Annotated in this window: 21 protein-coding genes and 1 pseudogene; all 22 read left to right on the top strand. The window is 36.8% G+C overall.

The annotated features are described in order from the left end of the window. Positions 1-27: 27 nt before the first annotated feature. The 22 genes and pseudogenes from KM885_RS00485 to KM885_RS00380 all read left to right on the top strand — a co-directional run bounded on the left by KM885_RS00485 (position 28) and on the right by KM885_RS00380 (position 25,969). Positions 28-798: an SDR family NAD(P)-dependent oxidoreductase gene (locus KM885_RS00485; RefSeq protein ID WP_145523513.1), complete on the top strand. Its 771-nt coding sequence runs from the start codon at positions 28-30 to the stop codon at positions 796-798. Between the two features lie 105 nt (positions 799-903). Further along, a complete protein-coding gene (locus tag KM885_RS00480) occupies positions 904-2,463 on the top strand; it encodes an acyl-CoA synthetase (RefSeq protein WP_276516037.1) in 1,560 nt (519 codons plus the stop codon). A gap of 434 nt (positions 2,464-2,897) precedes the next feature. Beyond that, positions 2,898-4,160, top strand: coding sequence for a dihydrolipoamide acetyltransferase family protein (locus KM885_RS00475; RefSeq protein WP_216883387.1), 1,263 nt, complete (start codon positions 2,898-2,900; stop codon positions 4,158-4,160). A 16-nt stretch (positions 4,161-4,176) separates the two neighbouring features. Beyond that, positions 4,177-5,256 (top strand): pyruvate dehydrogenase (acetyl-transferring) E1 component subunit alpha, encoded by a 1,080-nt coding sequence (pdhA, locus tag KM885_RS00470; RefSeq protein WP_244986858.1) that lies wholly within the window; start codon positions 4,177-4,179, stop codon positions 5,254-5,256. A 10-nt stretch (positions 5,257-5,266) separates the two neighbouring features. Continuing rightward, on the top strand, positions 5,267-6,247 hold the full coding sequence (locus tag KM885_RS00465; RefSeq protein ID WP_047184852.1) for an alpha-ketoacid dehydrogenase subunit beta: 981 nt from the start codon (positions 5,267-5,269) through the stop codon (positions 6,245-6,247). Positions 6,248-6,532: 285 nt separating this feature from the next. Further along, positions 6,533-7,585, top strand: a complete 1,053-nt coding sequence (locus KM885_RS00460) for a zinc-dependent alcohol dehydrogenase family protein (protein WP_047184851.1) — start codon at positions 6,533-6,535, stop codon at positions 7,583-7,585. A 244-nt stretch (positions 7,586-7,829) separates the two neighbouring features. After that, complete coding sequence (locus KM885_RS00455; RefSeq protein ID WP_047184850.1) at positions 7,830-8,417, top strand: TetR/AcrR family transcriptional regulator; 588 nt, start codon at positions 7,830-7,832, stop codon at positions 8,415-8,417. A gap of 21 nt (positions 8,418-8,438) precedes the next feature. Further along, positions 8,439-9,209 (top strand): 3-hydroxyacyl-CoA dehydrogenase, encoded by a 771-nt coding sequence (locus tag KM885_RS00450; protein WP_216883386.1) that lies wholly within the window; start codon positions 8,439-8,441, stop codon positions 9,207-9,209. A 199-nt stretch (positions 9,210-9,408) separates the two neighbouring features. Beyond that, positions 9,409-10,560, top strand: coding sequence for a thiolase family protein (locus KM885_RS00445; RefSeq protein ID WP_047184848.1), 1,152 nt, complete (start codon positions 9,409-9,411; stop codon positions 10,558-10,560). 40 nt (positions 10,561-10,600) lie between these two features. Then, complete coding sequence (locus KM885_RS00440; RefSeq protein WP_216883385.1) at positions 10,601-11,737, top strand: CaiB/BaiF CoA transferase family protein; 1,137 nt, start codon at positions 10,601-10,603, stop codon at positions 11,735-11,737. 81 nt (positions 11,738-11,818) lie between these two features. Beyond that, positions 11,819-12,589 (top strand): enoyl-CoA hydratase, encoded by a 771-nt coding sequence (locus tag KM885_RS00435; RefSeq protein WP_060667609.1) that lies wholly within the window; start codon positions 11,819-11,821, stop codon positions 12,587-12,589. Between the two features lie 20 nt (positions 12,590-12,609). Continuing rightward, the gene (locus KM885_RS00430) at positions 12,610-13,596 is read left to right on the top strand and encodes an NAD(P)H-dependent flavin oxidoreductase (protein ID WP_060667608.1); all 987 of its coding nucleotides are present in this window, start codon (positions 12,610-12,612) and stop codon (positions 13,594-13,596) included. Between the two features lie 23 nt (positions 13,597-13,619). Further along, positions 13,620-14,399 carry an enoyl-CoA hydratase/isomerase family protein gene (locus tag KM885_RS00425; protein ID WP_216883384.1) on the top strand — a complete coding sequence of 260 codons (780 nt, stop codon included), beginning with the start codon at positions 13,620-13,622 and terminating at the stop codon, positions 14,397-14,399. Positions 14,400-14,431: 32 nt separating this feature from the next. Further along, positions 14,432-15,472, top strand: a complete 1,041-nt coding sequence (locus KM885_RS00420) for a phosphotransferase family protein (RefSeq protein WP_060667606.1) — start codon at positions 14,432-14,434, stop codon at positions 15,470-15,472. Positions 15,473-15,691: 219 nt separating this feature from the next. Beyond that, complete coding sequence (locus tag KM885_RS00415) at positions 15,692-17,305, top strand: long-chain fatty acid--CoA ligase (RefSeq protein WP_186301031.1); 1,614 nt, start codon at positions 15,692-15,694, stop codon at positions 17,303-17,305. A gap of 300 nt (positions 17,306-17,605) precedes the next feature. Further along, positions 17,606-19,222 (top strand): class I adenylate-forming enzyme family protein, encoded by a 1,617-nt coding sequence (locus KM885_RS00410; RefSeq protein WP_052771682.1) that lies wholly within the window; start codon positions 17,606-17,608, stop codon positions 19,220-19,222. A 14-nt stretch (positions 19,223-19,236) separates the two neighbouring features. Further along, positions 19,237-20,262: a phosphotriesterase family protein gene (locus KM885_RS00405; RefSeq protein ID WP_216883383.1), complete on the top strand. Its 1,026-nt coding sequence runs from the start codon at positions 19,237-19,239 to the stop codon at positions 20,260-20,262. Between the two features lie 270 nt (positions 20,263-20,532). Beyond that, positions 20,533-21,678: an acyl-CoA dehydrogenase family protein gene (locus KM885_RS00400; protein ID WP_216883382.1), complete on the top strand. Its 1,146-nt coding sequence runs from the start codon at positions 20,533-20,535 to the stop codon at positions 21,676-21,678. 207 nt (positions 21,679-21,885) lie between these two features. Beyond that, positions 21,886-22,065, top strand: coding sequence for an acyl-CoA thioesterase (locus KM885_RS00395; RefSeq protein WP_216883381.1), 180 nt, complete (start codon positions 21,886-21,888; stop codon positions 22,063-22,065). A 47-nt stretch (positions 22,066-22,112) separates the two neighbouring features. Then, positions 22,113-22,292 (top strand): annotated as a pseudogene (locus tag KM885_RS00390) (acyl-CoA thioesterase); the annotation flags it as partial. Between the two features lie 156 nt (positions 22,293-22,448). Next, positions 22,449-24,083, top strand: a complete 1,635-nt coding sequence (locus KM885_RS00385; protein WP_338113642.1) for an acetate--CoA ligase — start codon at positions 22,449-22,451, stop codon at positions 24,081-24,083. 296 nt (positions 24,084-24,379) lie between these two features. After that, the gene (locus KM885_RS00380; RefSeq protein ID WP_216883380.1) at positions 24,380-25,969 is read left to right on the top strand and encodes a long-chain-fatty-acid--CoA ligase; all 1,590 of its coding nucleotides are present in this window, start codon (positions 24,380-24,382) and stop codon (positions 25,967-25,969) included. The last annotated feature ends 158 nt before the right edge of the window (positions 25,970-26,127 follow it).

Genomic DNA, 26,127 nt, shown 5'->3' with positions numbered 1-26,127 from the left:
AAAAACAATAACATTAGGAGGATAACGATGAAGAGATTTGAAAATGCAATTGCGCTTATTACAGGTGCTGGTAGTGGTATTGGGGAAGCAACAGCGAAAAGGTTAGCTTCAGAAGGTGCGAGAGTAATTCTAGTCGGAAGAACTGTTTCAAAATTGGAGAAAGTAGCCAGTGAGATTAATAATAGTCGGAATAGCCAAGTAGCATTTCCTTTTGCATGTGACGTAACTTCTGAAAAGGAAGTGGAGAATTTAACGGATTATGTGGAAAAGGAGTTTGGTGATGTAACCGTTTTAGTAAATAATGCTGGAGGGCTATTTAATTCAACTATTCAACAAACCTCTTATGAGGATTGGGAGGAAATCCAAAGGCTTAATTTAAATAGTGTGTTTCTAGTATCGAAACGGATTGGGAAAGTAATGATGGACAGTTCAAGTAAGAATCCGAATGTGGATCGATCGATTATTAATGTGGCATCCCTTTCCGGACATAAGCCTGGTGCACTATTCCCGCATTACAGTGCAGCTAAAGCTTCTGTTATTAATCTAACAAAGGCAATGGCATTTGAGTATTCTAGAAATGGTATCCGAGTTAATTCGGTTTCTCCAGGTTTTGTTGAAACGTCACTGGTTGACGCGGAAAATGAGAAGTTGTTGAAGATCGTCAAGAAGAAAACCACGATGAATCGTATTGGTCAACCAGAGGAAATTGCAAATGTTATTGCATTCTTATCATCTAAAGAAGCTTCCTATGTCACGGGGACTGATATGCTAGTAGATGGTGGGTTTATGTTAACGTGAATTTTGCGATTCAGAAAATATTTTATTTTCTCAGGTCGATAAATGGAATTAATCTAATGGACTTTTCTTACACAACGAAAGAAGAAAAATTAGGAGGTGTAAGTACTGACTAGTTCATCTTTAACTTTATCAAATCAATTATTAGTAGGAGAAATGTTGAAAAGGGCTACACATAAAACACCGAGAGCAGAAGCCTATGTTTATGAAGAAGAGCGAGTAACATTTGAAGAAATCGATGTTAGAGCTTCGAAACTAGCAGCATGGTTTCAAGGAAAAGGTATTAAAAAGGAAGAGAAAATTGGATTTATGTTAAAGAACTCCATGGCTTTTCCAGAGGTTGCATTTGGAGCAGCTTTATCAGGTGGAGTTGGAGTGCCGATAAACTTCCGGCTAGGTTCAAGTGAAGTAGAGTATATTGTAAATAATTCGGATACAAAAATTTTAATTATTGATAACGAATATATTGAATTGATTCAATCCATTCGAGGTAATTTAAAAAAAGTAGAAACAATAGTAGTAGTTGGTACAAATCAAGTGCCGGACGATTTTATGAGCTATGAATCTATTTTCGAAAGTGAATTTTCATATAAACCTATTGAAAATCTAATAGATGATGATCCTTGCTATATTGTTTATACTTCCGGTACAACTGGTCGACCAAAAGGTGCAGTTTTAACACATAAGAATATTACAGTAAATACAATGAATTTAATTTACGATACAAAGTCCAATTTAGGGGATACCCAGCTAATTAGCGTTCCTCAATTCCATATTGCTGGACTACTTCTTACGATGTTAACGTGCTTAACTAGTGGAAAAACCGTTATTCACCGTGATTTTAATCCAGTTAATGTTTTAAGTACGGTGGAAAAAGAGGAAATTAACATTTTGTTTTTGGTCCCTGCCATGTGGAACTTCCTATTACAAGTATCAAACATTAATGAATATGACCTTTCTTCTGTTAAAGTTACTTCTACTGGTGCCGCCATTACACCGCTAGAAGTAAAGAAGCGAATGCTTAAAACGTTTCCGAATGCCATATTAATAGACAACTTTGGTCAGTCTGAAACAACCGCCACTACAACAAGTAACTCCGGAGAAGATGCACTTAGAAAAACGGATTCTGTAGGGAAACCTTATCTGAACGTAGAGATACGAATAGTTGACGAAAGTATGAATGATGTTCTTATAGGAGAAGTAGGAGAAATTGTTTATAGAGGACCTACCGTCATGAAAGAGTATTATAAAAATCCAGAAGCAACAGAGGAAGCCTTTAAAGGTGGTTGGTTCCATAGTGGTGACTTAGTCAAGATGGATGAAGAAGGCTTCATTTATGTAGTAGATAGAAAAAAGAATATGATCATCAGTGGGGGAGAAAATATTTATCCTGCTGAGATTGAAGAAATTCTCTATCAAATGCCTGAAATTCTGGAATGCGCAGTAATCGGAATTCCAGATAAAGATTGGGGAGAAAGTGTCAAAGCTATTGTCGTGACAAAACCAAATCATACATTAACGGCAGAACAAGTTATTGATTATTGTAAACAACATTTAGCATCCTATAAAAAGCCAAAAATGGTTGAGTTTATCGATGAATTGCCACGAAATGCGTCAGGTAAAGTATTGAAGTACGTTTTGCAAAAAGAACCTAAACAACTTAATTAAATTTTACTATGTAAGGCAGTGTCGTTTATATGATACTGCCTATCTTTATGCACTAAATTCTCTCAATCTAGGATATCTATTATTTATCCCATCTAAACGGGCAGTTAGACTTCCACCTCAAGCTTCTGGAGAAATAAAGAAGGTAGGTGGTGGTGAAGGAAACCTCCTACTGATAGGAGTCTTCTTTATATTCCTTTTCCCGTATATTTTATAACGAATAAGAATAGAATAAAGCAATTACTCTTTATCGCGTCTTAACTGGTAGTAATTTTCCCATTTCAAGAAGTCGAGTTATAACCAAGAAATCCAAGTGGGGGTGGATAGCCTGTAGTAACCTGATTAGTTCAACTAACATTTAGTGGGGGATGAAAGAAAACCCCCATTAATGGAAGTCTTCTTTATAAAAAAATTCGATTAATTGGTGGTGAACGAAATTGAGTTATCAGTTCAAATTTCCTGATGTTGGTGAAGGGTTACATGAAGCGGAAATAGTGAGATGGCTTGTGAAAAAGGAAGACGTCATAAAAGCAGATGATCCTGTTGTAGAGGTGCAAACAGATAAATCTGTTGTTGAAATATCTTCTCCAGTTGCGGGAAAAGTTGTTTCATTAGCGGGAGAAGAAGGCAAAGTTATTCATGTCGGTGATGTATTAATCACCATTGATGAAACAGGAAAATCATCCAAAGAGGATAGTCCTCAGAAAGAAAGCAAGTCCAAACAAGAGGTAAAAGCAATCGAAAGTAAAACAATGGAATACGGTATTGAAAATAACAATAAGCCACCTAGAAGAGTTAGAGCTGCTCCGACTGTGCGTAAATTGGCACGTCAACTGGGAGTCAATATTGAGGAAGTAGTAGGAACAGGACCAAGTGGAAGAGTAATAGAAGAAGATGTTCGGAATTTTAGTCAAACTGGTAGGCAAGAAGAAACTATTACAGAAAATCATTCAACCGTTTCCGTTCATCCAAGTTTTGATATTCATTCAACTGAATTAATAGAAGAAATACCGTTCAGAGGTTTAAGAAGAAAAATCAGTGAGAAGATGGTTCAGTCTGTCTATACAATTCCTCATGCTACAGGAATGGGTGAATTCGATGTTACTAAATTAGTAGAATTTCGAAATTCACTAAAACCATTTGCTGAGAAACATGGCTGTAAGCTCACTTATCTTCCTTTTATTATTAAAGCAGTTACGAAAGCACTAATTGAAAACCCTTACCTAAACTCATCTTTAGATACGGAAAAGGAAAAAATTATTTTAAAGAAATATTACAACATTGGTATTGCTACAGCCACAAAAGGTGGGCTAGTTGTTCCAGTCATAAAAAATGCAGACAAAAAGTCCATTATTGAAATAGCGTTGGAACTAGATCAATTATCGAATAAAGCACGTGAGGGTAAACTGCTACCGAAAGATATGCAAGGTGGAACGTTTACGATAAGTAGTACTGGAAATATGGGTGGAGGTACATATGCCACTCCAATTATAAATTATCCCGAGGCTGCTATTCTTGGCATTTATAAAATTGAAGATAAACCAGCCGTCGTTGATGGAGAAATAGTGATTAGAAAGATGATGGGGAATGCACTATCTTTTGATCATCGAATAATGGATGGTTTGGAAGTGGGTCTATTTATGAACTCGTTAACGGAAATACTAGAAAACCCAGAATCATTACTTTTAGAAGTAAGGTAAATGGAGGGAGAATTTGATGATTAATATTTTCGAAAAACATCAACCAACGGAGATGTATCAAATAGTAAATGAAAGAGGGGAATATAACGAAGCAGCGTTAAACGATTTAAACTTAAATAATGAGCTTCTTCAAAACATGCATTATTGGATGCTAAAAGGAAGAATCATGGATCAAAGATTTCTAAAGTTACACCGACAAGGAAGGATTGGAACTTATGGACCTTTTTCGGGTCAAGAAGCAGCACAGGTAGGAAGTGCCTTGGCATTATCGAAAACAGATTGGGTTGTACCAAGTTATCGAGAATCCTTAGTTTCCATGATACATGGAACAAGTTTAAAACAGTTTTTAAGCTATCTGAAAGGTTATTTTGGAGGAAATAGACCACCAGAAGATGCCAAACTATTTCCTATCCAAGTAATCATAGCTGGGCAAGTACCGCATGCTGTTGGTTGTGCTTGGGCATCTAAACTTAAGAAGGAAGATAGTGTGACAACCGTTTATTTTGGGGACGGAGCAACATCACAAGGTGATTTCCATGAAGGACTAAACTTTGCAGCTGTTTATAATGTTCCTATCGTATTTTTCTGCCAAAACAACCAATGGGCGATTAGTACCCCATTTGAAAAGCAAACAACTAGCGAAACCATTGCACAAAAAGCAATTGCGTATGGAATGAAAGGTGTCCGAGTCGATGGGAATGACGTTTTAGCTTGCTATCAAGTAGCGAAGGAAGCTATTGAAAAGGCGAGAAAGGGAGAAGGGCCAACTTTAATTGAAGCGGTTACGTATCGCAGGGAATCTCATACTACTGCAGATGATTGGACGAAATACCGAAGTCAAGAAGATGTGGACGCATGGGTTAAAAAAGATCCAATTGTTCGCTTCGAACGTTTCTTAATGAATAAAGGTTTATTAACGACAGAAAGAAAGGAAGAAATGGTTAAGCAATTTGAGGAAGAAATTGAAAAAGCCGTAAAGGATTTTGAGGGGACACCTTTACCACCCGCTCATGAAACATTTGATTATGTTTATGAAAAACCTCATCCACAGTTGTTAAAGCAAAGAGAGGAATTTAAAAATAGGCTAGAGCGTTAGGAGGAATAGTATGCGTAAACTCACGATGATTGAAGCCATTCGAGAAGCGATGGAACAGGAAATGGAAAAAGATCAAAATGTGATTATTTTAGGAGAAGATGTTGGAGTTAATGGTGGGGTTTTTCGAGCGACAGATGGCTTGCAGAAAAAGTTTGGAGAAGATCGTGTATTTGATACTCCTTTGGCAGAGTCAGGAATTATCGGAACAGCAGTTGGTTTAGCTATGAATGGAATGCGTCCAATAGCAGAAATTCAGTTCCTTGGATTCATTTATCAAACAATGGATCAAATTTGTGCACAGGCGGCTAGAATGAGGTATCGTTCTGGCGGCAGATTTACAGTCCCTATGGTAATTAGAAGTCCATTTAGTGGAAATGTAAGATCACCGGAATTACATTCTGATAGTCTAGAAGCATTATTTATGCATTCACCAGGATTGAAAGTGGTAATACCTTCTAACCCATATGATGCAAAAGGATTACTCATTTCTGCTATTCGTGAAGAGGATCCAGTGCTTTTCTTTGAACCTATGAAACTATACCGTTCTAGTCGGGAAGAGGTACCTGAAGAACCTTATGAGATTCCAATTGGAAAGGCATCCGTTATAAAAGAAGGAGAAGATGCCACCATCGCCACATATGGTGGAACCGTCCCAATGGTATTGAAAACGGCACAAGCTTTTCAAGAAAAGGGAATTAACTTAGAAGTAATTGATTTAAGAACAATTAGTCCAATAGATACAGAAGCAATTAAAGAATCTGTAGATAAAACAGGTAGATTAATGATTGTTCACGAAGCAGTGAAAACTGGCGGAGTTGGAGCAGAGATTGCAACTATTGTAAGTGAAGAATGCTTATATTCTCTTGCAGCACCAATTGTAAGGGTAACAGGTTATGATACTCCTTATCCTGTCCAAACGGTTGAGGATGATTGGTTACCGAATGTGGAGCGTATTACAGAGGGTGTAGAGAATCTATTATCGTATCAATAGATGAAAAAAAGATGGGGATTAATGTAAGGGTTATCAAAGTCTGAAGTGACAAAGGGAGGCTAAATAAGCTGTAATTATTCCCATTATTTAATGAATAGTCCGCTATTGGTAATCTTTGCAGATATGGATTCAGATGATTTTGTAACGATCATGTACCAATTAAAAATATGATAAATCGATGGGGGTGAAAAATATTATTCTGTAGAGGTATGGATGTTTAATAGTAAATACGGTTTAGGGACCGTTAGCTGTCAAACTATTAATATATAAATGGGGAGGAATAACATGAAAGCAGCACAAATAATTGAGTTAAAGAAACCTTTAAGGGTAGGGAATGTACCAGATCCAACACCGGGACCACATGATGTCATTGTAAAAGTGGAGGCAAGTGGAGTTTGTCGTAGTGATTGGCATACGTGGATGGGTGATTTGGATTGGGTAGGATTAACTACAGAGCTACCGCTTATTCCAGGCCACGAGATGGGAGGAGTTGTTGCAGAGGTAGGAAAAGAGGTAAAAAACTTCAAGCCTGGTGACAGAGTATCCACACCATTTCATGAGGCTTGTACACACTGTTCCTATTGCTTAAGTGGAAGATCGAATATTTGTGAGCATTCCCAAGTGTATGGAACGGTAAAGGATGGGGCTTATGCAGAATATATAAATATACCAAATGGTGATTTTAATTTAGTTCATCTTCCGGATGAGGTGGATTCATTAACAGCTGCTGCAATAGGGTGCCGCTATATGACCGGTTTTCATGGAATTAGTCGTTCAAATATAAAACCAGGTGAATGGTTGGTAGTTAATGGAACAGGCGGAGTCGGTTTGTCAGCGGTTCAGGTTGGTAGTGCTGTTGGGGCACAAGTAATTGCAGTAGACGTTGATGATAAGAAATTGGATATGGCAAGAAAAGAAGGTGCAGTCGTAACAATAAATGCTCGTAAAGAAAATGTTCCTGAGGCTGTTAAAGAAATTACAAAAGGTGGTGCACAAGCTTCCATTGATGCACTCGGTATAAGAGAAACCATCTTAAATTCAATTCTGTCATTAAGAAAAGGTGGACGACATGTGCAAATTGGTATTACAACTAGTAAGGAGTCTGGGATTGTTGATATACCAATAGATGTAGTGACTTTAAGTGAATTGGAGATTATTGGTAGCTATGGAAATCCTAGAACAGAATACGATGGATTACTAGGATTGATAGCACAAGGAAAATTAAATCCTAAATCACTTATATCAAGAGAAATATCATTAGATGGTGTTACCGATGTGTTTAATGCAATGTCTAATTATCAAACATATGGTTTTAATATAATTACGGACTTTTCGTAATAACGTTAAATTAATTGATTGATGGTAGAGAGAAAGTTATGTCTACGCCGTAAAGATCCCATCATTGTGGGGATGAAGAACTCCCCCAATGATGGACTTCTTTATGTAACATGACCATTTACTTTTCTCATTTTGTTTTTTTAAGTGCTTTTGCGCCTTTTCAAATTTAACTTGACATTTAAAAAATGAATATTTAGAATTGTATTAACTACATAAGAATATATTACCTAAGGGATGTGTCATTTTGTCATTACGAGAAAAGAAGGCCGAAAAGAAAAAGAAAGAGATCATCCAATCTGCATTAAGTATTATTGCAGAAAAAGGCTATCATGCAACGACAATGGAAGACGTTGCTGCTAAGCTTCTGATGACAAAAGGTTCGGTGTATTATTACTTCAAAGATAAACAGGATTTATTGTTTAAAAGTCAAAAAATGCTACTAGAACAAAGTATTCAAAACATCGAGGAGATAATGTCTAAAGAATTACCTATTATTGAGAAATTGCAAAAAGTCATGGTTGTTCACATCGAATTTTTAATTACGGAACGAACTGGATTTGCAATGGGAGCAAGACCAGATCAATTTTTTGCAGGTGATCAATTACAAGAAATAATTTCGTTAAGGCAGAAATATAGTCATTGTATCGATAAACTTATTGCACAAGGGATAGAAAGCGGCTACTTTAATAAAGTAGATACGAAGATTGTTCGAAATATCATTTTAGGTGCGATGAACTATGTTATTGAATGGTATTCATCAGATGGCAGTAAAGATAAAAATGAATTAGCAAAATCTATTTCAGATTATCTATTAAGAATCCTTATTAATTAAATCATGAGGGGAGAGCTATTTATGGAATTAAATCAAGTATCAGCTGTTATTACAGGGGGAGCATCGGGACTAGGCGAAGCTACGACCCGAAATATTATTTCTAAAGGTGGAAAAGTAACGATTCTAGATTTGCAGGAAGATAGAGGAAGAAATTTAGTAGAAGAACTTGGAGAAAACGTTACGTACATTAAAACAGATGTAACTAGTGAAGAAAGTGTTCAAGCAGCTCTGGAACATGCTGTAGGTACATTCGGCAATATCAATACACTTGTTAACTGTGCTGGAATTGGAATTGCTGAAAAAACCTATAGCAGTAAAAAAGGAGTACATGACCTAGGAACATTTAACAAAGTAATACAAGTAAATTTAGTTGGAACATTTAATGCCATTCGTCTTGCTGCAGAAAAGATGAGTGAAAATGAACCAAATGAGAATGGAGAAAAGGGAGTAATTATCAATACTGCTTCGGTTGCTGCCTATGAAGGACAAATAGGTCAAGTAGCGTATAGTGCTTCGAAAGGCGGTATTGTTGGTATGACATTACCAATTGCTAGAGATTTGGCTTCTGAAGGTATTAGAGTGCTTACAATTGCACCTGGATTATTTGAAACACCATTATTTGCAACAGCATCAGAAAAAGTTAGAACGGCATTAGGTGCTATGGTTCCTTTCCCTTCTAGACTAGGATATCCTAAGGAATACGGACAACTAGTACAAAGTATCATCGAAAATCCAATGTTAAATGGGGAAACAATTCGTTTAGATGGCGCAATTCGTATGCAGCCTAGATAATCTTTCTTTTTTATATAGGTTAATGGTATAATTGCACATGTAAAATTCCGAATGTTTAAAATACAATAGACTAAATCGATGGAATATTTGTAGGTGGTCTATTTTCCAGTAAAAGTAACTATTAATCGTAAAAGGTTAATTTTGATTCTGTTTAGAATGTAAGGGATTTCAAAAATACGAATGAAAGAGGGATAGGAATATGCGTGAAGCTGTTATGGTGGAGTGGGTTAGAACGCCTGTCGGAAAAAGAAATGGTGCATTAAGTGGGATGCGTGCGGAGGATTTAGCTGCGAAACCGTTAGCGGAAGTAGTGAAAAGAGCTGGTATTTCTCCAAGTTTAGTTGAAGATGTCATTTTTGGTTGTGTTGCCCAAGTCGGGGAGCAATCATTGGATATCGCAAGGGTTGCGGCATTACAAGCAGGATTCCCTATTGAAGTCCCCGGTACCACAATAGATAGACAGTGTGGATCTAGCCAACAAGCTGTTCATTTTGCGGCGCAGGCAATTATTAGTGGCGATATGGATGTTGTTATTGCTGGCGGTATTGAAAACATGTCTCGTGTGCCGATGGGGGCGAACCGTTTAGATGTTGATTTTAGTGAAGAATTAACATCGAAATATGAAATGATCCACCAAGGATTATCAGCTGACCGCATTGCGGAAAAATGGGGATTCTCTCGTGAAGAAATGGATACGTTCTCACTAGAAAGTCATCAAAAAGCAATTAAAGCTCGTAAAGAAGGACGATTCGAGAAAGAAATTATGCCATTAGAAGTTACTTTACCAGATGGCACTACAGCGGTACTCAAAGATGATGAGGGGCCACGAGAAAATACCAGTGTTGAAAAATTGGGGAGTCTAAGACCTTCATTTAAAGAAGACGGAAATATTACGGCTGGTAACTCCAGTCAAATTAGTGACGGGGCCAATGCTATTCTTCTCATGTCACGTGAGAAAGCAGAAGAACTAGGATTAAAACCTAGATTCAAAGTCCATACGCGTACAGTTGTAGGTTCTGATCCAACATTAATGCTTACAGGTCCAATTCCAGCTACACAAAAAGCACTTGAAAAATCAGGACTTACCATTGATGACATTGATATTTTTGAAGTAAACGAAGCATTTGCGCCTGTACCTATGGCTTGGTTAGTGGAAACTGGAGCAGATCCTAAGAAATTAAATCCAAATGGAGGAGCAATCGCACTGGGTCATCCGCTTGGTGCTAGTGGTGGTCGTTTAATGATTACGATGATGAGTGAGTTAGAAAGAACTGGTGGCCGCTACGGACTACAAACGATGTGTGAAGGACACGGTATGGCGAACGCTACCATTATTGAAAGATTAGATTGATAGAAAATAATTACTTTTTAATATGAAAGGAGGAAACCCATTGCCATTAACATCCATTCGAGTATTAGATTTATCACGGTTATTACCTGGACCCTACTGCTCGATGCTTCTTGCTGATTTCGGAGCAGAGGTTATTAAAATTGAGGAACCTGGTATTGGTGATTATGCAAGGGAAAACCTACCAAAATTAGATAAGGACAGTGCATTCTTTCATTCATTAAATCGAAATAAGAAGAGTGTATGTTTGAATTTAAAATCAGCTGAAGGTAAAGAAAGCTTTCTTAGGCTTGTTAAAGAAGCTGATGTAGTAATTGAATCATTCCGACCTGGGGTAATGAAGCGATTGGGATTAGATTATGAAACGTTAAGAGAAGTGAATCCAGGTATCATTTATTGTGCGATAACAGGATATGGTCAAGATGGTCCATACGCTAATTTTCCGGGCCATGATGTTAACTATACTAGTTATGCAGGCTTGTTAAATTTGATGGGTGAAAGAAATGGAAAACCCCAAATTCCAGCAGCACAAATAGCTGATATTGGTGGAGGGGCTCTTCCAGCCGCAGTTGGTATCTTACTTGCATTATTTGGAAGGGAAAAAACTGGTAAAGGTCAAATGGTAGATATTTCGATGTTGGATGGGGTTATTTCTTGGCTACCAACCCTTTTACCAGGTTTTCTAGCTACAAATGAACATCCGAAAAGAGGAGAGTTAGTTTTAAGTGGAAAACTAGCTTGCTATGAAGTATACCAAACGAAAGATGAAAAATGGTTGTCTGTTGGGGCACTTGAACTGAAATTCTGGAATGAATTTTGTAAAGCCATAGGGAGAGAAGACTTTATTTCGAAATTAGATGCACCAATGGAAGTTCAAGATCAAATGAAAATAGAAATCCAAAACATTATATCCCAAAAGTCACTAGATGAATGGATGGGAATTTTCTCTGAGGTAGATTCATGTGTGGCACCAGTTCTTTCATTCGATGAGATGATAGAAAACCCACAAGTAAAAGCACGAGAAATGATTAAAAATGTAAATCACAGTGAATTAGGATCGATTAAACAAGTTGGAATTCCAATTAAATTATCGGAGACCCCTGGAGAAATAAGAGATCTAGCACCAAAATTAGGGGAACATACAAAAGAGATTTTGGAAGAAATCGGGGTAATCAAATAAATAGGGAAGGTTTTGCATATCTTTAGAAAAGAGGATGCAAACCTTATATTCTATTAAACAAAGTATTAGGGAGATGATGACATGCTTGAATTATTATCTGTGAGTAAAAAAAATGGGGTTGCAACAGTTACGATTGATAATCCACCAATGAATGTCCTTAGCCAACAAGTAAATAAGGAATTAGATATCGTATTTAAACAACTACAAGAAGACAAGGAGATAATCTCTATTATTCTGACAGGTGCAGGCGATAGAGCTTTTATGGCTGGTGCCGATATTAAAGAGTTCCCTGATCGTGACGTAAAAAAAGAGGATGAAATTGATATTCATGCCGTTCTAAATGGGATTGAAAGTATTCCAAAACCAACGATAGCCATGTTAAATGGATTTACACTTGGTGGTGGGTTAGAGCTGGCGTTAGCTTGTGATATTAGAGTTGCAGAGGATCATGCGAAAATTGGACTACCTGAAGTGAATCTAGGTTTATTACCAGGCGGTGGGGGTACACAGCGCCTTCCAAGAATTGTTGGACCTTCTAAGGCGAAAGAAATGATGTTTACGGGAGATCCATTAAGTGCTGAAGAAGCTTATAGATTAGGAATTGTAAACCAAGTTGTATCAAAAGGAACAGGGATGGAAGCGGCTGAAAAACTTGCAGGTAAATTAGCGAGTCAATCTCTTCAAGCTTTAAGTAGAATAAAACACTTAGTAAATGTGGGAAGTGAATTGCCTTTAGAAGAGGGTTTGCAAATGGAGAAACAATTATTTAATGATCTATTTGTAACAGCAGATGCGAAAGAGGGAGTTAGCGCATTTATCGAAAAAAGAAAACCTGTATTCACCCATAAATAAATTCTAGGGAGGGTTCATTCATGCGTAGTGAAGCAATAGAAAGAATTAGAAATTCAGTAGATTTACCAGTTATTGTTGCACCAATGTTTTTAATTAATAATCCTAAAATGGTCATCAACTCCTGCGCTTCAGGTGTTATTGGTACTTTTCCAGCTTTAAACGCACGAACGGATGAAATGTTAGAGGATTGGATGAGAGAAATTACATCGGAGTTAAAAAGGTTAAAACAAGAAAATCCGGATAAGAAAATCGCACCATGGGGGATTAACTTTATCGTTCATCGTTCGAACAAACGATATGTGGAAGATTTAGAATTAATTAGAAAATACCAACCTCCAGTAGTTATTACCTCTCTTGGTGATCCAGGACCAGTTGTTGAAATTGTTCGTGAATATGATGGAATTGTATTGTCTGATGTAATCAATATTAAATTTGCTAAAAAGGCAATTGAAAAAGGGGCAGATGGTCTAGTTCTTGTTGCAAGTGGAGCAGGCGGACATGCGGGGACGTACAACCCAATTTCTTTCGTTCATGAAGTAAGAGAGTTCTTTGATGGACCTATCGCTTTATCTGGTGGGATGTCAAAAGGGGAAGATATTCTAATTTCGGAAATTTTAGGAGCTGATTATGCCTACATAGGTACAAGATTCATTCCATCAGAAGAAAGCATGGCACAAGCTAGATACAAGGAGATGCTTGTAGAATCATCTATTGAGGATATTGTTTATACAGATGCATTTAGTGGGATCCATGCAAACTATTTAATTCCAAGTATTGAGGGAATGGGACTTGATCCAAATAATTTGAAGAAGAAAGATAAGATTGACTTCTCGGAACTTCGAAATAAGGAAGTAAAAGCATGGAAAGATATTTGGGGTGCTGGGCAAGGTATTGGACCAATTACAAAAGTTCAGACCGTTGCTGAAATTGTTGAAGAGCTAAAAGAGGGGTATGAGCAGGCGATTAAAGAGGTTGCTGAAAAAAGTTTAAAAACGTTACAAAAATAATTTTCGAAAATCGGGGTGAGAATATGGCGGAAGTATTAAAAGTTCGGAAAGAAAATCACATTGCTTATCTTACCATGAATCGACCAGATAAAAGAAATTCCCTTTCCGATGATTTAGTGTCTGCGCTTCTATCTGCTCTTAAGGATGCAGAAAAAGATGATGAAGTGAAGGCTATCATTTTGTATGGAGAAGGGAAAGCCTTTTGTGCGGGAGGAGATATTGACTCCATGAAACCGGGGAGTAGCCCGAAAGAAGTGATGGATTCGATGAAAGAAACATCCGTCTTAACGAAAACAATACTTAATTTGGATAAATTTGTGATTACGGCAGTACATGGATTTGCGGCTGGAGCAGGATTTAGCCTTGCACTTGCTTCCGATTTTGTTATTGCTGATAAGAATACATTATTTATTTCTAGTTTCAGGAACATAGGTTTAACACCCGATTTAGGTCTTATCAAATTATTGGCCGATAATGTACCATTACAAACTGCAAAAGAATGGGTGGTTTCTGGTAGAAGAATTACTGCAGAAGAAGTTTATACAAAAGGAATTGTGAATCGATTATCCGAAAGCGGGAATCTACTAGAAGACGCAACAGAATTTGCTCAATTCATAGTAGAAGGACCACCAATTTCGAACCAGTTCGTAAAGTATCTGTTAAATCATGCAAGTGAATTCTCACATGAAATAGGTATCATGCAAGAAAATATCGTTCAATCTTTAATGTTTCAAACACAAGATTCCAAGGAAGGAATACAAGCATTCCTAGAAAAGCGCTCCCCGAATTTTGCTGGAAAATAATAGTTAGTAAACAGAGAAAGGAGGACAGATTAATGCAAAAGGATACAGCAGACAGAACAATAGATTGGAAGAAAGTTGAAGATTACATTCGTGCAAATTTAGATGGCATTCCTAATGGAGAAATGAAGATGAAGCAATTTACGGAAGGATATTCAAATTTAACCTACATGATTAAAATTGGAAATTGGGAAGCGGTATTAAGAAGACCTCCATTCGGATATACTCCTCCAAAGGCACATGATATGGAAAGGGAATACAGAATATTGGATAAGATTAATCCTGTTTTTCCTTTAGCACCAAAGCCTTTCATATATTGCGAGGATCCTGAAATAATGGATAAACATTTTTATATCATGGAAAAAAGAAATGGTGTTGTAATTGATGATGATATTCCAGTACAATTTGAAAAAACAGAAGAAACTGGTAGAAATGTATCAGAAGCGGTTATTAAAGCCTTAGTTGATATGCAAAGTATTGATATTGAAAAATCAAATCTTCGTGATATTGGGAAACCAGAGGGATATCTAACTCGTCAAGTTTATGGCTGGATGAAGCGTCATAAAAATTCAAAGACAGATGATATAGAAGGAAGCATCGAAAAAATTGAAAAATGGTTAGTGGATCATATACCTACAAATGAAGAAGCTACCATTGTTCATAATGATTTTAAACTAAATAATATGATGTTTGATCGTAACGATTCTAGTAAAGTCGTTGGGGTCTTTGATTGGGAGTTAGCAACGGTGGGTGATCCACTAACCGATTTGGGTTCCACCCTTGCTTACTGGATTGATGAAGACGTAGATGTCGGGATTACCGCTGTGACAAGTAATGTAGGTTTTTATAATAGAAGAGAATTTCTGGAAAGATATGTCCAATTATCTGGTCGAGATGTAACCGATATTAATTTTTACCTAACATTTGGCTTTTATAAATTAGCGGGAATTCTACAGCAACTCTATTATAGATGGAAAATTGGTGAAGTGAAGGATGAGCGTTTTTCCACTTTAAACAAGGGTATTACTAACCTGTTAGAGCTTGCAGAAGATGCACGGAATAATAGATTGCTATAGAGAACGTTTATTGATTAAAAATAGCTCTTTTAAGAAGGTATAAAGTGCTACTTCCTAAAAAAGTAGCACTTTCCGAGAAAACATCTAGTTGTTGATGGATGAACATGAAACATCTAGTTTACTTCTAGATTAAACTTGACATTATGGTTCCAAATATTTTAAATTTATAGTATACTGTAAACGTTTGCAATTAGTCTAAAGACAAAGGAGGAATGTATCATGATGGATACACAATTAACGATAGCCTCTATGATTAAACGAACTGAGCAATATTTTCCAAAGAAAGAAGTTATTTCAAGGACACAAAATGGTGTTCAAACATTCACTTATAAGGATATCATAAGTAGAATGAAACGATTGGGCAGTGCTCTTGAATCTTTGGGAGTAAAAAAAGGAGACCGTGTGGGAACACTTGCATGGAACCATCACCGGCATTTAGAGGCATATTTTGCTGTACCAAGTATGGGGGCGGTTCTTCACACTATTAATTTTCGACTGTCCAAAGAACATTTGATATATATTATAAACCATGCGGAAAACAAAGTATTGTTAATAGATGAAGATTTATTTCCACTAATTGAAAATATTAAAGACGAATTAGAAACAGTAGAAGCATTTGTTATCATGACAGATAATAATACACTCCCAGAATCCTCTCTACATCAAGTTTATTCCTATGAAGAATTGTTGAAAAGGGCTGATAATTCCTATGAATTTACAGCAGAAATTAAAGAAAATGATCCAGCGGGAATATGTTATACATCCGGTACAACTGGAAAACCAAAAGGTGTAATCTATTCCCACCGAGGGATCTATTTACACAGTATGGCATTAAGTATGAAAGACACCCTAGCTTTGTCCGAATCGGATATTGTTTTACCAGTTGTTCCGATGTTTCATGTAAATGCTTGGGGTATGCCATTCGCAGCTACTTGGATGGGGACAACACAAGTATTTCCGGGTCCTAACATGACACCAAAAATAATTGCAGAAATGATAGAAAAATACAAGGTTACTTTTTCAGCGGGGGTTCCAACGATATGGTTAGGTTTGCTAAAAGAATTGGAAGAAGGAACATATAATACTAGCAGTCTACGGGGTTTATTATGTGGTGGTTCCGCGGCACCAAAAGGCATGATTCATATGTTTGAATCCAAGTATGGAATTCCATTCTTGCACGGATATGGCATGACAGAGACCACTCCACTTGTATCGGTAACACGTTTTAAAAGTTATCAATCAGAACTTCCAGACGATGAACGTCTAGAAATACTTTCTAAACAAGGATTAGTAGTTCCCGGAATTGAAATAAAAGCAGTGAATGAAAACGGGGAAATCAAGCCTAATGGAAAAGAAATGGGTGAACTACTCATTCGCGGTCCTTGGATTGCAGATGCTTATTACAAAGGAGATAGTAATTCGGAATCCTTTCAAAACGGATGGTTACATACAGGGGATGTCGTAACTATTGATGAGGAAGGTATTATTAAAATTGTAGATCGCACGAAAGATTTAATTAAGAGTGGTGGGGAATGGATTTCATCTGTGGATTTAGAAAATGCAATTATGGCACATGAATCCGTTTTTGAAGCTTGTGTTATTTCCGTTCCTGATCCAAAATGGCAGGAAAGACCTGTCGCTTGTATTGTCTTGAAAGACGGTCCGGGGCACCAAGTTACAAAGGAAGATATTATTGAATTTTTACGACCACAATTTGCAAAATGGTGGTTACCTGATGATGTGCTATTTTTAGATGAAATTCCGAAAACATCTGTTGGTAAATTCCTAAAGGCTAAACTTCGTGAACAGGTTGAAAACCAATTAGCGTTATAGGCATTTAATATTGATCCAAAACACCAATTATTAGGCAGGAAGTATCAACCTTTCTTTCCTGCCTAATGTATTATACACAACGCTGGTATCTATATGGACTTTATTTGCAGAATATTCTATATTGTTGTCTTCCTTAAATTCTCTCACCTTAAGCTTCTGTGAAACAAGGAAGGTAGGAGATCAATTGCTCATAAAGGTCTAATAAGTACGACTAACCTCAATGGAGGATGATGGAAAAACCTTCACTGATGGAAGTCTTCTTTATGTTAGAAAAGACTTTAATATATTGGAGGATAGGATATGCTAAGTTTTTGGAACGAATTGCAACCTCTTATCCATGAGGAAACCATTAATGGTATAAATATGAAGACCTATAAAAATAGACCTAAGAATCTTAACCAAACCCTAAAAGAAAGTGTTAAACGCTATCCGAATAAGGTTGCACTTGTTCATGGAAAAGAACGACTCACTTATCAAGAATTGTATAGACAAGTAAATAATGTAGCCTATCAGTTAAAACATGAATGTGGGGTGGAAAAAGGAGATAGGGTCGCATTCCTTTTAATGAACGGAACGCCATTTACTATAGGCGTCTATGCCACTCTGAAAATTGGAGCGATAGCAGTCCCACTTAATACAAAACTAAAATCACTAGAATTAGAGTTTATGTTACAAAATTCTGGTGCCAAGATTTTAATAGCGAATAAAGAATGGTGGCCTAATATGGAGCCAATCCTAAAAAATACAGAACTTGAAAAGATATTTATTACTGATGAAAAACCACCAAAGGGTTCTATCCCGTTTTCCTCTATTGTTGAAGATTATACTGAAGCAGAAGTTCAAGTAGAAGTTAATGAAAATGATAACGCCTTTATAATGTATACCTCTGGAACAACAGGGAGGCCAAAGGGTGCCTTAATTACTCATAGTAATATGATTCATACGATTTTAAATTACAAGTATTGCTATAACCTAGAAGAAAATGATTCTACTGTTATAGCAGTTCCGGTATTTCATATTACCGGGCTTGCTGCTCAGTTAATGCCTCTTATCTACCTAGGTGGAAAAATTGTTCTCATGCCAATGTTTAAAACAAAAGAATTCCTCGAGATATTGCAGAATGAAAAAATAACACATGTTATCGCTTCTCCGACTGTATTTGTTATGACTATTCTTGATCCAGCACACAAAAAATATGATGTCACGAATCTAAGAGTAATAGGTTTTGGTGGTGCTCCGATGCCAGGTGAGACATTAAGGGCCTTAAAGGATTGGATACCAAATATTGAGTTGCATAATACCTATGGACTTACTGAAACTACTTCTCCTGCAGTAATTATGCCAAGGGAGCATCAATTGGATCGAATTAGTGCTGTGGGGCCTCCAACGCCTGTAACAGAATTCAAAATTGTTGATCCTGAAACAAGGGTGAAGCTGGGATGTGAAGAAGTTGGAGAATTATTATTTAAAGGACCAATGGTAATTCAAAAGTATTGGCAAAATGTTGAAGCGACACAAAAGGCTATTAAAGATGGTTGGTTTTCTACTGGAGACCTTGCGAAGGTAGATGAACAAGGTTTTATAACGATTATGGATAGAATTAAAGACATGATTAATCGTGGGGGAGAAAAGATCTTCTCTGTAGAGGTAGAAGATGTCTTATATTCGAATCCTAAAGTGATGGAAGTAGCAATTGTTGGTGTTCCTGATAAGAAATATGGGGAAGTAGTTAAGGCTTGTATTGTTCCACGAGAAGGAGAGTTTTTAACTGAAGAAGAGGTTAAAGGGTGGGTAAGGGATAGGTTAGCCAAGTTCAAAGTGCCAACTTATGTAGAGGTAATGGATTTTTTACCTAGAAACCCAAATGGAAAAGTGGTTAAAAAACAACTTAGGTATATACCATCACATATTAAATAATTAGGGGGAGAATTATGAGCGGGACAGTAAATACCGTTTTAGGACCAGTGGCAGTTGATAGTTTAGGAAAAACATTAATGCATGAACATTTCTTTTTCGGTTATGCAGGTCACACAGGAAATACTAAGTATCCTATAGATAGAGACGAAGCGATAAGAGTAGGAATAGAAGTAGCCGATAAAGCAAAACAGCACGGTGTTAAAACAATTGTAGACGCTACGCCAAATGATTCTGGGAGAGACCCAGTATTACTTAAAGAAATTGCTGAAAGAACGGGTCTCCATATAATTTTTTCTACCGGTTATTATTATGAAGGCGAAGGGGCGCCCGCATATTTTAAATTTAAGCAAGGTTTAGGAACTGCAGAAGATGAATTATATGAACTATATATGGATGAAATTCAAAATGGAGTTGGAAACACAGGTCTTAAACCAGGTGTGATTAAGCTAGGAACAGGTAAAGATGCTATTACAGATTATGAGAGAATGTTTTTTAAAGTGGCAGCAAGAGTACAAAAGGAAACAGGTATTTCCATTATTACTCATACGCAGGAAGGAACGATGGGGCCGGAACAAGCCAAATTATTAGTTTCAGAGGGGGCAGATCCAAATCGTATTCTTATTGGACATATGGATGGAAATACGGACATAAGATATCATTTACGTACTTTAGAACAAGGTGTTTATGTGGGGTTTGACCGTTTTGGATTACAAGGTTTTGTTGGAGCACCGATGGATAAAGATCGCATTGGAACTCTAATTGGACTTATCGGTTTAGGGTATGCTGACCAGATAATGATGGCTCATGACACCGTTAATTGTTGGTTAGGAAAACCCCCTGAGTGGCCAAAAGAAATGCAGAAATTAATTACAAACTGGCATGTTGGAAATATTTTTGAAAATATTGTTCCAGCATTAAGAGAGGGTGGTGTAACAGCCGAGCAAATCGAACAGATTCTAGTGAAAAATCCAAACAGAATTTTTGGTGGTAGTGAATCACTTAAAGCAAGAAATAAAAATAAAGCTAGTGGTGTACGATAAGTCATTAAAAAGGGATGGGGAATTATCCCTCATACCTTTTATCCCACCTCAAGTTTCTGGGGAAACAAAGAGATAGGTGGGAGATCAACTGCCCGTAAAGATCCGATACGTATGACTAAACCATCAGCGGTGGGTGAAGGAATCCCCCACTGATGGAAGTCTTCTTTAAATTATTATAATCAACCATGAAAATGATGCCGTTTCCATTTGTGAGATTACATTATCTAAATAAATGGTGAAAAAGAATAAATTTACTAGAGGAGTGCTCAAATGGAAAGAACCATTTTTACAGAAGAACATGAAATCTTTAGAAAATCAGTCCGAAAATTTTTAGAAAAGGAGGCAATACCATATTTAGAAGAATGGGAGAAAGAAAAGCAAGTACCTAGAACTTTTTGGAAAAAGGCAGCGGAACAAGGTTTTGTGGCTCCTGCAGTAGATGAGAAATATGGTGGTTTAGGTGCGGATTTCGGTTACGCTGTTGTCATATCTGAGGAATTTGAGAAAGTGGCAAGTGGATTAGGTGGAATCGGACTTCATAATGATATCGTTATCCCTTATATAGAAGCATTTGGATCAGAGGAACAGAAGGATCGTTGGCTAACAAAAGCTACTACTGGGGATATGATTAGTGCGATTGCGATGACTGAGCCAGGTACAGGTTCAGACTTGGCTGCAGTACGAACGACCGCTGTTAAAGATGGAAATAGCTATATTATTAATGGAGAAAAGACATTTATTACGAATGGATATTCTGCGGATTTGGTAATTGTTGTTTGTAAAACGGATACGAATGTAAATCCTCCGCATAAAGGTATTAGTTTGATTGTGGTAGAGGAAGGAACACCAGGGTTTAAGAAAGGTAAAAAATTGAATAAAGTAGGACAGCATGCAAATGACACGAGTGAACTAATATTTGAGGATGTACGTGTTCCACGGGAAAATTTACTTGGCGAGGAAGGTAAAGGATTCTATTATTTAATGGAAAAATTACAACAAGAACGATTAATGTGTTCCATACAAAGTTTGGCCTCCGTTCAACGAATGATTGATATAACCGTTGATTATGTAAAAGAACGACAAGCATTCGGTAAGAGCATTAGTAAGTTCCAAAATACTCAATTTAAAATAGCTGAAATGCAAACACAAGCTACTATTGGACGAACTTTTGTTGATCGATTAATTGTTGATCATATAGAAGGTAAAAATGTAGTGAATGAAGTTTCTATGGCAAAATGGTGGACAACTGATTTAGCTCAAAATGTTGCAATTGAATGTATGCAACTTCATGGTGGTTATGGATATATGGAAGAATATGAGATTGCTAGAAGGTACCGTGATGTTGGGGTAAATTCGATTTATGCTGGAACTAATGAAATTATGAAGGTTATTATTGCTAAAAATTTAGGTCTATAGTTGTTTCGTGGTTCTTATGTTTCTGCGATTATTAAACTCTAAATATCGGAAACATACGGCGTAGGGCATTTAAATAATAATCTGTGAGGATCTATAATTGTTTGAAGTATTTTGATGAAAACAGTATTGAAGAAATTGAGGCTACCGCTGAAGCAAAGGAATCCTGAACGAATCATGTAATTATGCACTAGAAAGGAGGTTGAAATGATGGATTATCAGTTTTCACACCGGTTAAGGGTACGTTATTCGGAAATTGATGGGCAAAAAGTGGTATATAATTCTCATTATCTAACATATATTGATGTTGCAGTTACTGAGTATTTTGAACAGGTCTTGTCACAAGAAGAAGCCTCTAGATTTGATTATGTCCTGCTAAAGCTACGTTAGAATATAAAAGATCTGCTTATTTTAATGATTGGTTAACCGTATGGTGCCGGATGGATAATATTGGGAACAAAAGTATGACAATGAATTTTATGATTACTAGAGAGGATGAAGTAGAACCTGTACTTTTGGCTGAAATCATTTACGTCTATGTTGATCCCAAAACTATTTTACCATCCCCTGTTCCTGATTTTGTACGCAAACGCATTGAACAATTTAAACACGAATAGGGTACAGCCAACAATTTCAAAAAATTTTTAAAACTAAGCGAATTTCAAACTAATGGTTCCAAATATACAATTTAATCCACATAAACGAGCAGTAAGCTCCCACTTCAAGCTTCTAGGGAAGTCTTCTTTATATTGCTTGTAAAGGAGAGGTACAATGTGAAATATGAGGAGATTGTAAGTAAGTTTTCATGGGATGAGATCAGAGCATATTATGAGGGAAATCCTAATGGAGAAATGAATATTGCATTTGAAATGTGTGATCGTTGGGCTATAAATCCAAAAAGGGTTGCAATTTATTGGGAAGATGAAACCGGAAAAAAGGAAGTGTGGACTTATAAAAAGTTAAAAGAGAAGTCTGATAGAATGGCGAATGTATTGAAATCAATGGGAGTTAAAAAAGGAGATTGCGTTGCAGGCCTTTTGGGGAAAGATATGGAGTTAGTTATTACGATTTTAGCTACTTTTAAAATAGGCGCTATCTTTGTTCCTTTATTTACTGCCTTTGGTCCGGACGCAATCATGCATCGCTTAACAGATGTAGGGGTAAGTTTACTTCTTACAAATAAAGAGCAGCTAAACAAATTAGAAGGACAAAATTTACCATTTGACATACTTTTAGCTGATGGTACCACAAAAGATGGAAAAACTTTTTGGGAATTGGTAGATTCATTTTCAAGCCAACATAAGATGGAAAGAACATTAGGTAATGCCCCAGCGATTATTCAATACACATCGGGGACAACAGGTTTACCAAAAGGAGCAATATCTAGACATAAAACGGTATATAGTCTTTTTCCATATTGGAAATTTGCCATGGACTTAGAAGAGGATGATATTTTTTACGGTGGTGCTGATTTAGGTTGGGCTTTTGGACTTGTAGCTTGTACCATTGGTCCATTAACTTTCGGGGCAAAAGTTATCCTTTATAAAGGCCCATTTGACGTAGAAAAGATATATCAGATTTTAGATGAATATCAAGTAACAAATTTTGCATATGCACCAACTGCTTATCGTATGATGATGGCTTTAGGAGCGGAAACACTTAGAAAGTATCGTATTAAAGTAAGAAAACTTAGTAGTGCGGGTGAACCGTTAGATGGGGAAGTAGTAAAATTCTTTAAAGAAAATCTTGGAAGAGCGATATATGACCACTATGGTGCTACGGAGCTAGGCATGATTGTAAATAACTACAATATTACTAATATGGAAATAAAACCTGGATCAATGGGTTTACCGCTACCAGGATATAATATTGCATTAGTGGATGGAGAGGGGAATCCGGTTAATCGAGGAGAGGCTGGTCAAATAGCACTGGATATATCGGATGATATCACTGGCTTTGGTGGATATTGGAAAAACCCCGAAAAAGTAAAAGAGAAAATGCTAGGTAATTGGTTTTTATCCGGAGATCTTGCTAAACAAGATGAGAATGGTTACTTTTGGTTCCAAGGTCGTGCTGATGATGTAATTTCAAGTGCCGGTTATCGCATTGGGCCAACGGAAGTAGAGGCTAGTCTAATGGAACATCCTGCAGTACTAGAAGCAGCAGCAGTAGGTAAGCCGGATAAAACAAAAGGTGAAATTGTAAAGGCATTCATTGTTCTAAATGAAAATTATGAACCATCTGCAGCACTTAAGGAAGAGTTAAGTCTTTATGTGAAGAACAAGCTATCCAAGCATCAATATCCTAGGGAAATTGAATTTATAAATGAATTTCCAAAAACTCAAAGTGGAAAGACACAACGTTACTTATTGAAGAAAAGGGAGTATGAAAAGTATCCAAAGGGTTAAAAGAATATTTCTTTTGCTCGATTCTTTTACATCCTCTTTTTTGAACTATCACTTATAGGGGAATATGTAAATTAATACTAATAAAGAACTCCTTGACAATGTAAGGAGTTCTTTATTAGTTCGATTAATACGAATTAACTTAATTTTATTGACAATTACTTCCCCTGTCACTAAAATTAGATGTATGTAATCGGTTTCAAACTAGTTGAAAAATTTGGCTAATAAGATTAAGTACAAAGCACATTTTTGAGCTCGGAAGAATTAAAGGTAAATAAATAGAAAAGGAGCTGTTATGGATGATTACACCACTAACTCCGCTTGATTGGAAACGAAGAGCGATTAAATATTATCCAGACAAAATTGCTGTGATTGATGATCATAAGGAATTTACATATAGGGAATTTGGGGAGCGAACCGATCGATTAGCGGTTGCTTTACATGAAGCTGGTATTCGGGAGGGTGATCATGTTGCGGTAATGCTACCAAATACACACTATATGCTTGAAAGCTTCTATGGAATTAGTCAATTAGGTGCGGTAATGGTTCCATTAAACTATCGGATTTCAGCATCTGATATGGAATACATTATTAATCATAGTGATGCAAAAATGTTAATTGTCGATGCAGAGTTTGCTGCACCAATTGAAGAAGTTATAGACAACTTATCATTAGAGAACATCATTTTAGTCCCTGTAGAAGGACAGAATTCTTCGCTAAAGAGTATAGACTACGAAATATTTCTTAATCATGCATCTTCAGCTACACCTCCAGAAGTCGAAATAGATGAAAATCAGTTACTTACAATCAACTACACGAGTGGAACTACCTCAAGGCCAAAGGGCGTTATGCAAACTCATCGCAGTAATTATATTAATGCAGCTGATTTCATGTACCATTTAAACGTCAAACATGATGATGTATATTTGCACACATTACCTATGTTCCATGCAAATGGATGGGGAGGTGTTTGGGCAATAACTGCAGCGGGAGCTACACATGTCTGTTTACGAAAGGTTGATCCTCCAAAAATTCTAGATTTATTTGAACAAAAAGGAATTACTTTATTATGTGGGGCACCAACTGTAATTAATATGCTCGTTAATGATCCAAAAGCAAAAGAAGCAAAGATTACGACAAGTCCACGTATGGCGACAGCGGGATCACCCCCGGCAGCGGCACTAATTCAAAAGGCGCAAGAGATTTTAGGATTAGATATGATGCATGTTTATGGTTTAACAGAAACATCACCATTTATTTTATATTGTGAGTGGAAGAAAGCTTTTGACTCCAAGTCTATGGATGATCAAGCTTCAATTAAGGCAAGACAAGGGATTGAGCTTGCTTTTAACGGAGAAACAAAAGTAATTCGACCAGATGGTGAGGAAGTAAACTGGGATGGGGAAGAATTGGGGGAAATTGTTACTCGAGGAAACGTTGTTATGAAAGGATACTATAAGGATCCTGTAAAAACGGAAGAAGCGATTAAAGATGGATGGTTCCATACTGGTGATTTAGCAGTTACCCATCCAGATGGATATATTGAAATCCGCGATCGTGCGAAAGATTTAATTATCTCGGGTGGAGAAAACATTTCTTCTACAGAGGTGGAAGGAGTTCTTTATAAACATCAAGATGTATTGGAAGCGGCGGTTATTGCCGTACCAGATGAAAAGTGGGGAGAAGTACCAAAAGCAATTATTGTTCTTCAACCGGATGCGAAAGTAATTGAACAAGATATAATTGATTATTGTCGTAATAATATGGCGCATTTTAAGGCTCCAAAAATGGTAGAGTTTGTGGAAGATTTACCAAAAACGGCTACAGGTAAGCTACAGAAATTCCGCTTGCGAGAAATGCATTGGGGAAGTGCTAAAAAGGTGAATTAACATTCTACTATTCTGAAAGTCTCAAGATTAATTTTGCCCAAAGTAAAATGGAGTAGCTAACGTAATAGAAATATCGGTTGAAAATTATCTTCACTCAGCCAATGGATGCTGAGTGAAGGTATTATATTTAGGAAGTGGACAAGATGTCTCAATTATTA

It is taken from the genome of Oceanobacillus caeni, assembly GCF_019037185.1.
Taxonomy (GTDB): domain Bacteria; phylum Bacillota; class Bacilli; order Bacillales; family Amphibacillaceae; genus Oceanobacillus; species Oceanobacillus caeni.
Note: the sequence above shows the minus strand (reverse complement) of the source record. Positions and strands in the feature narration are given on the sequence as shown.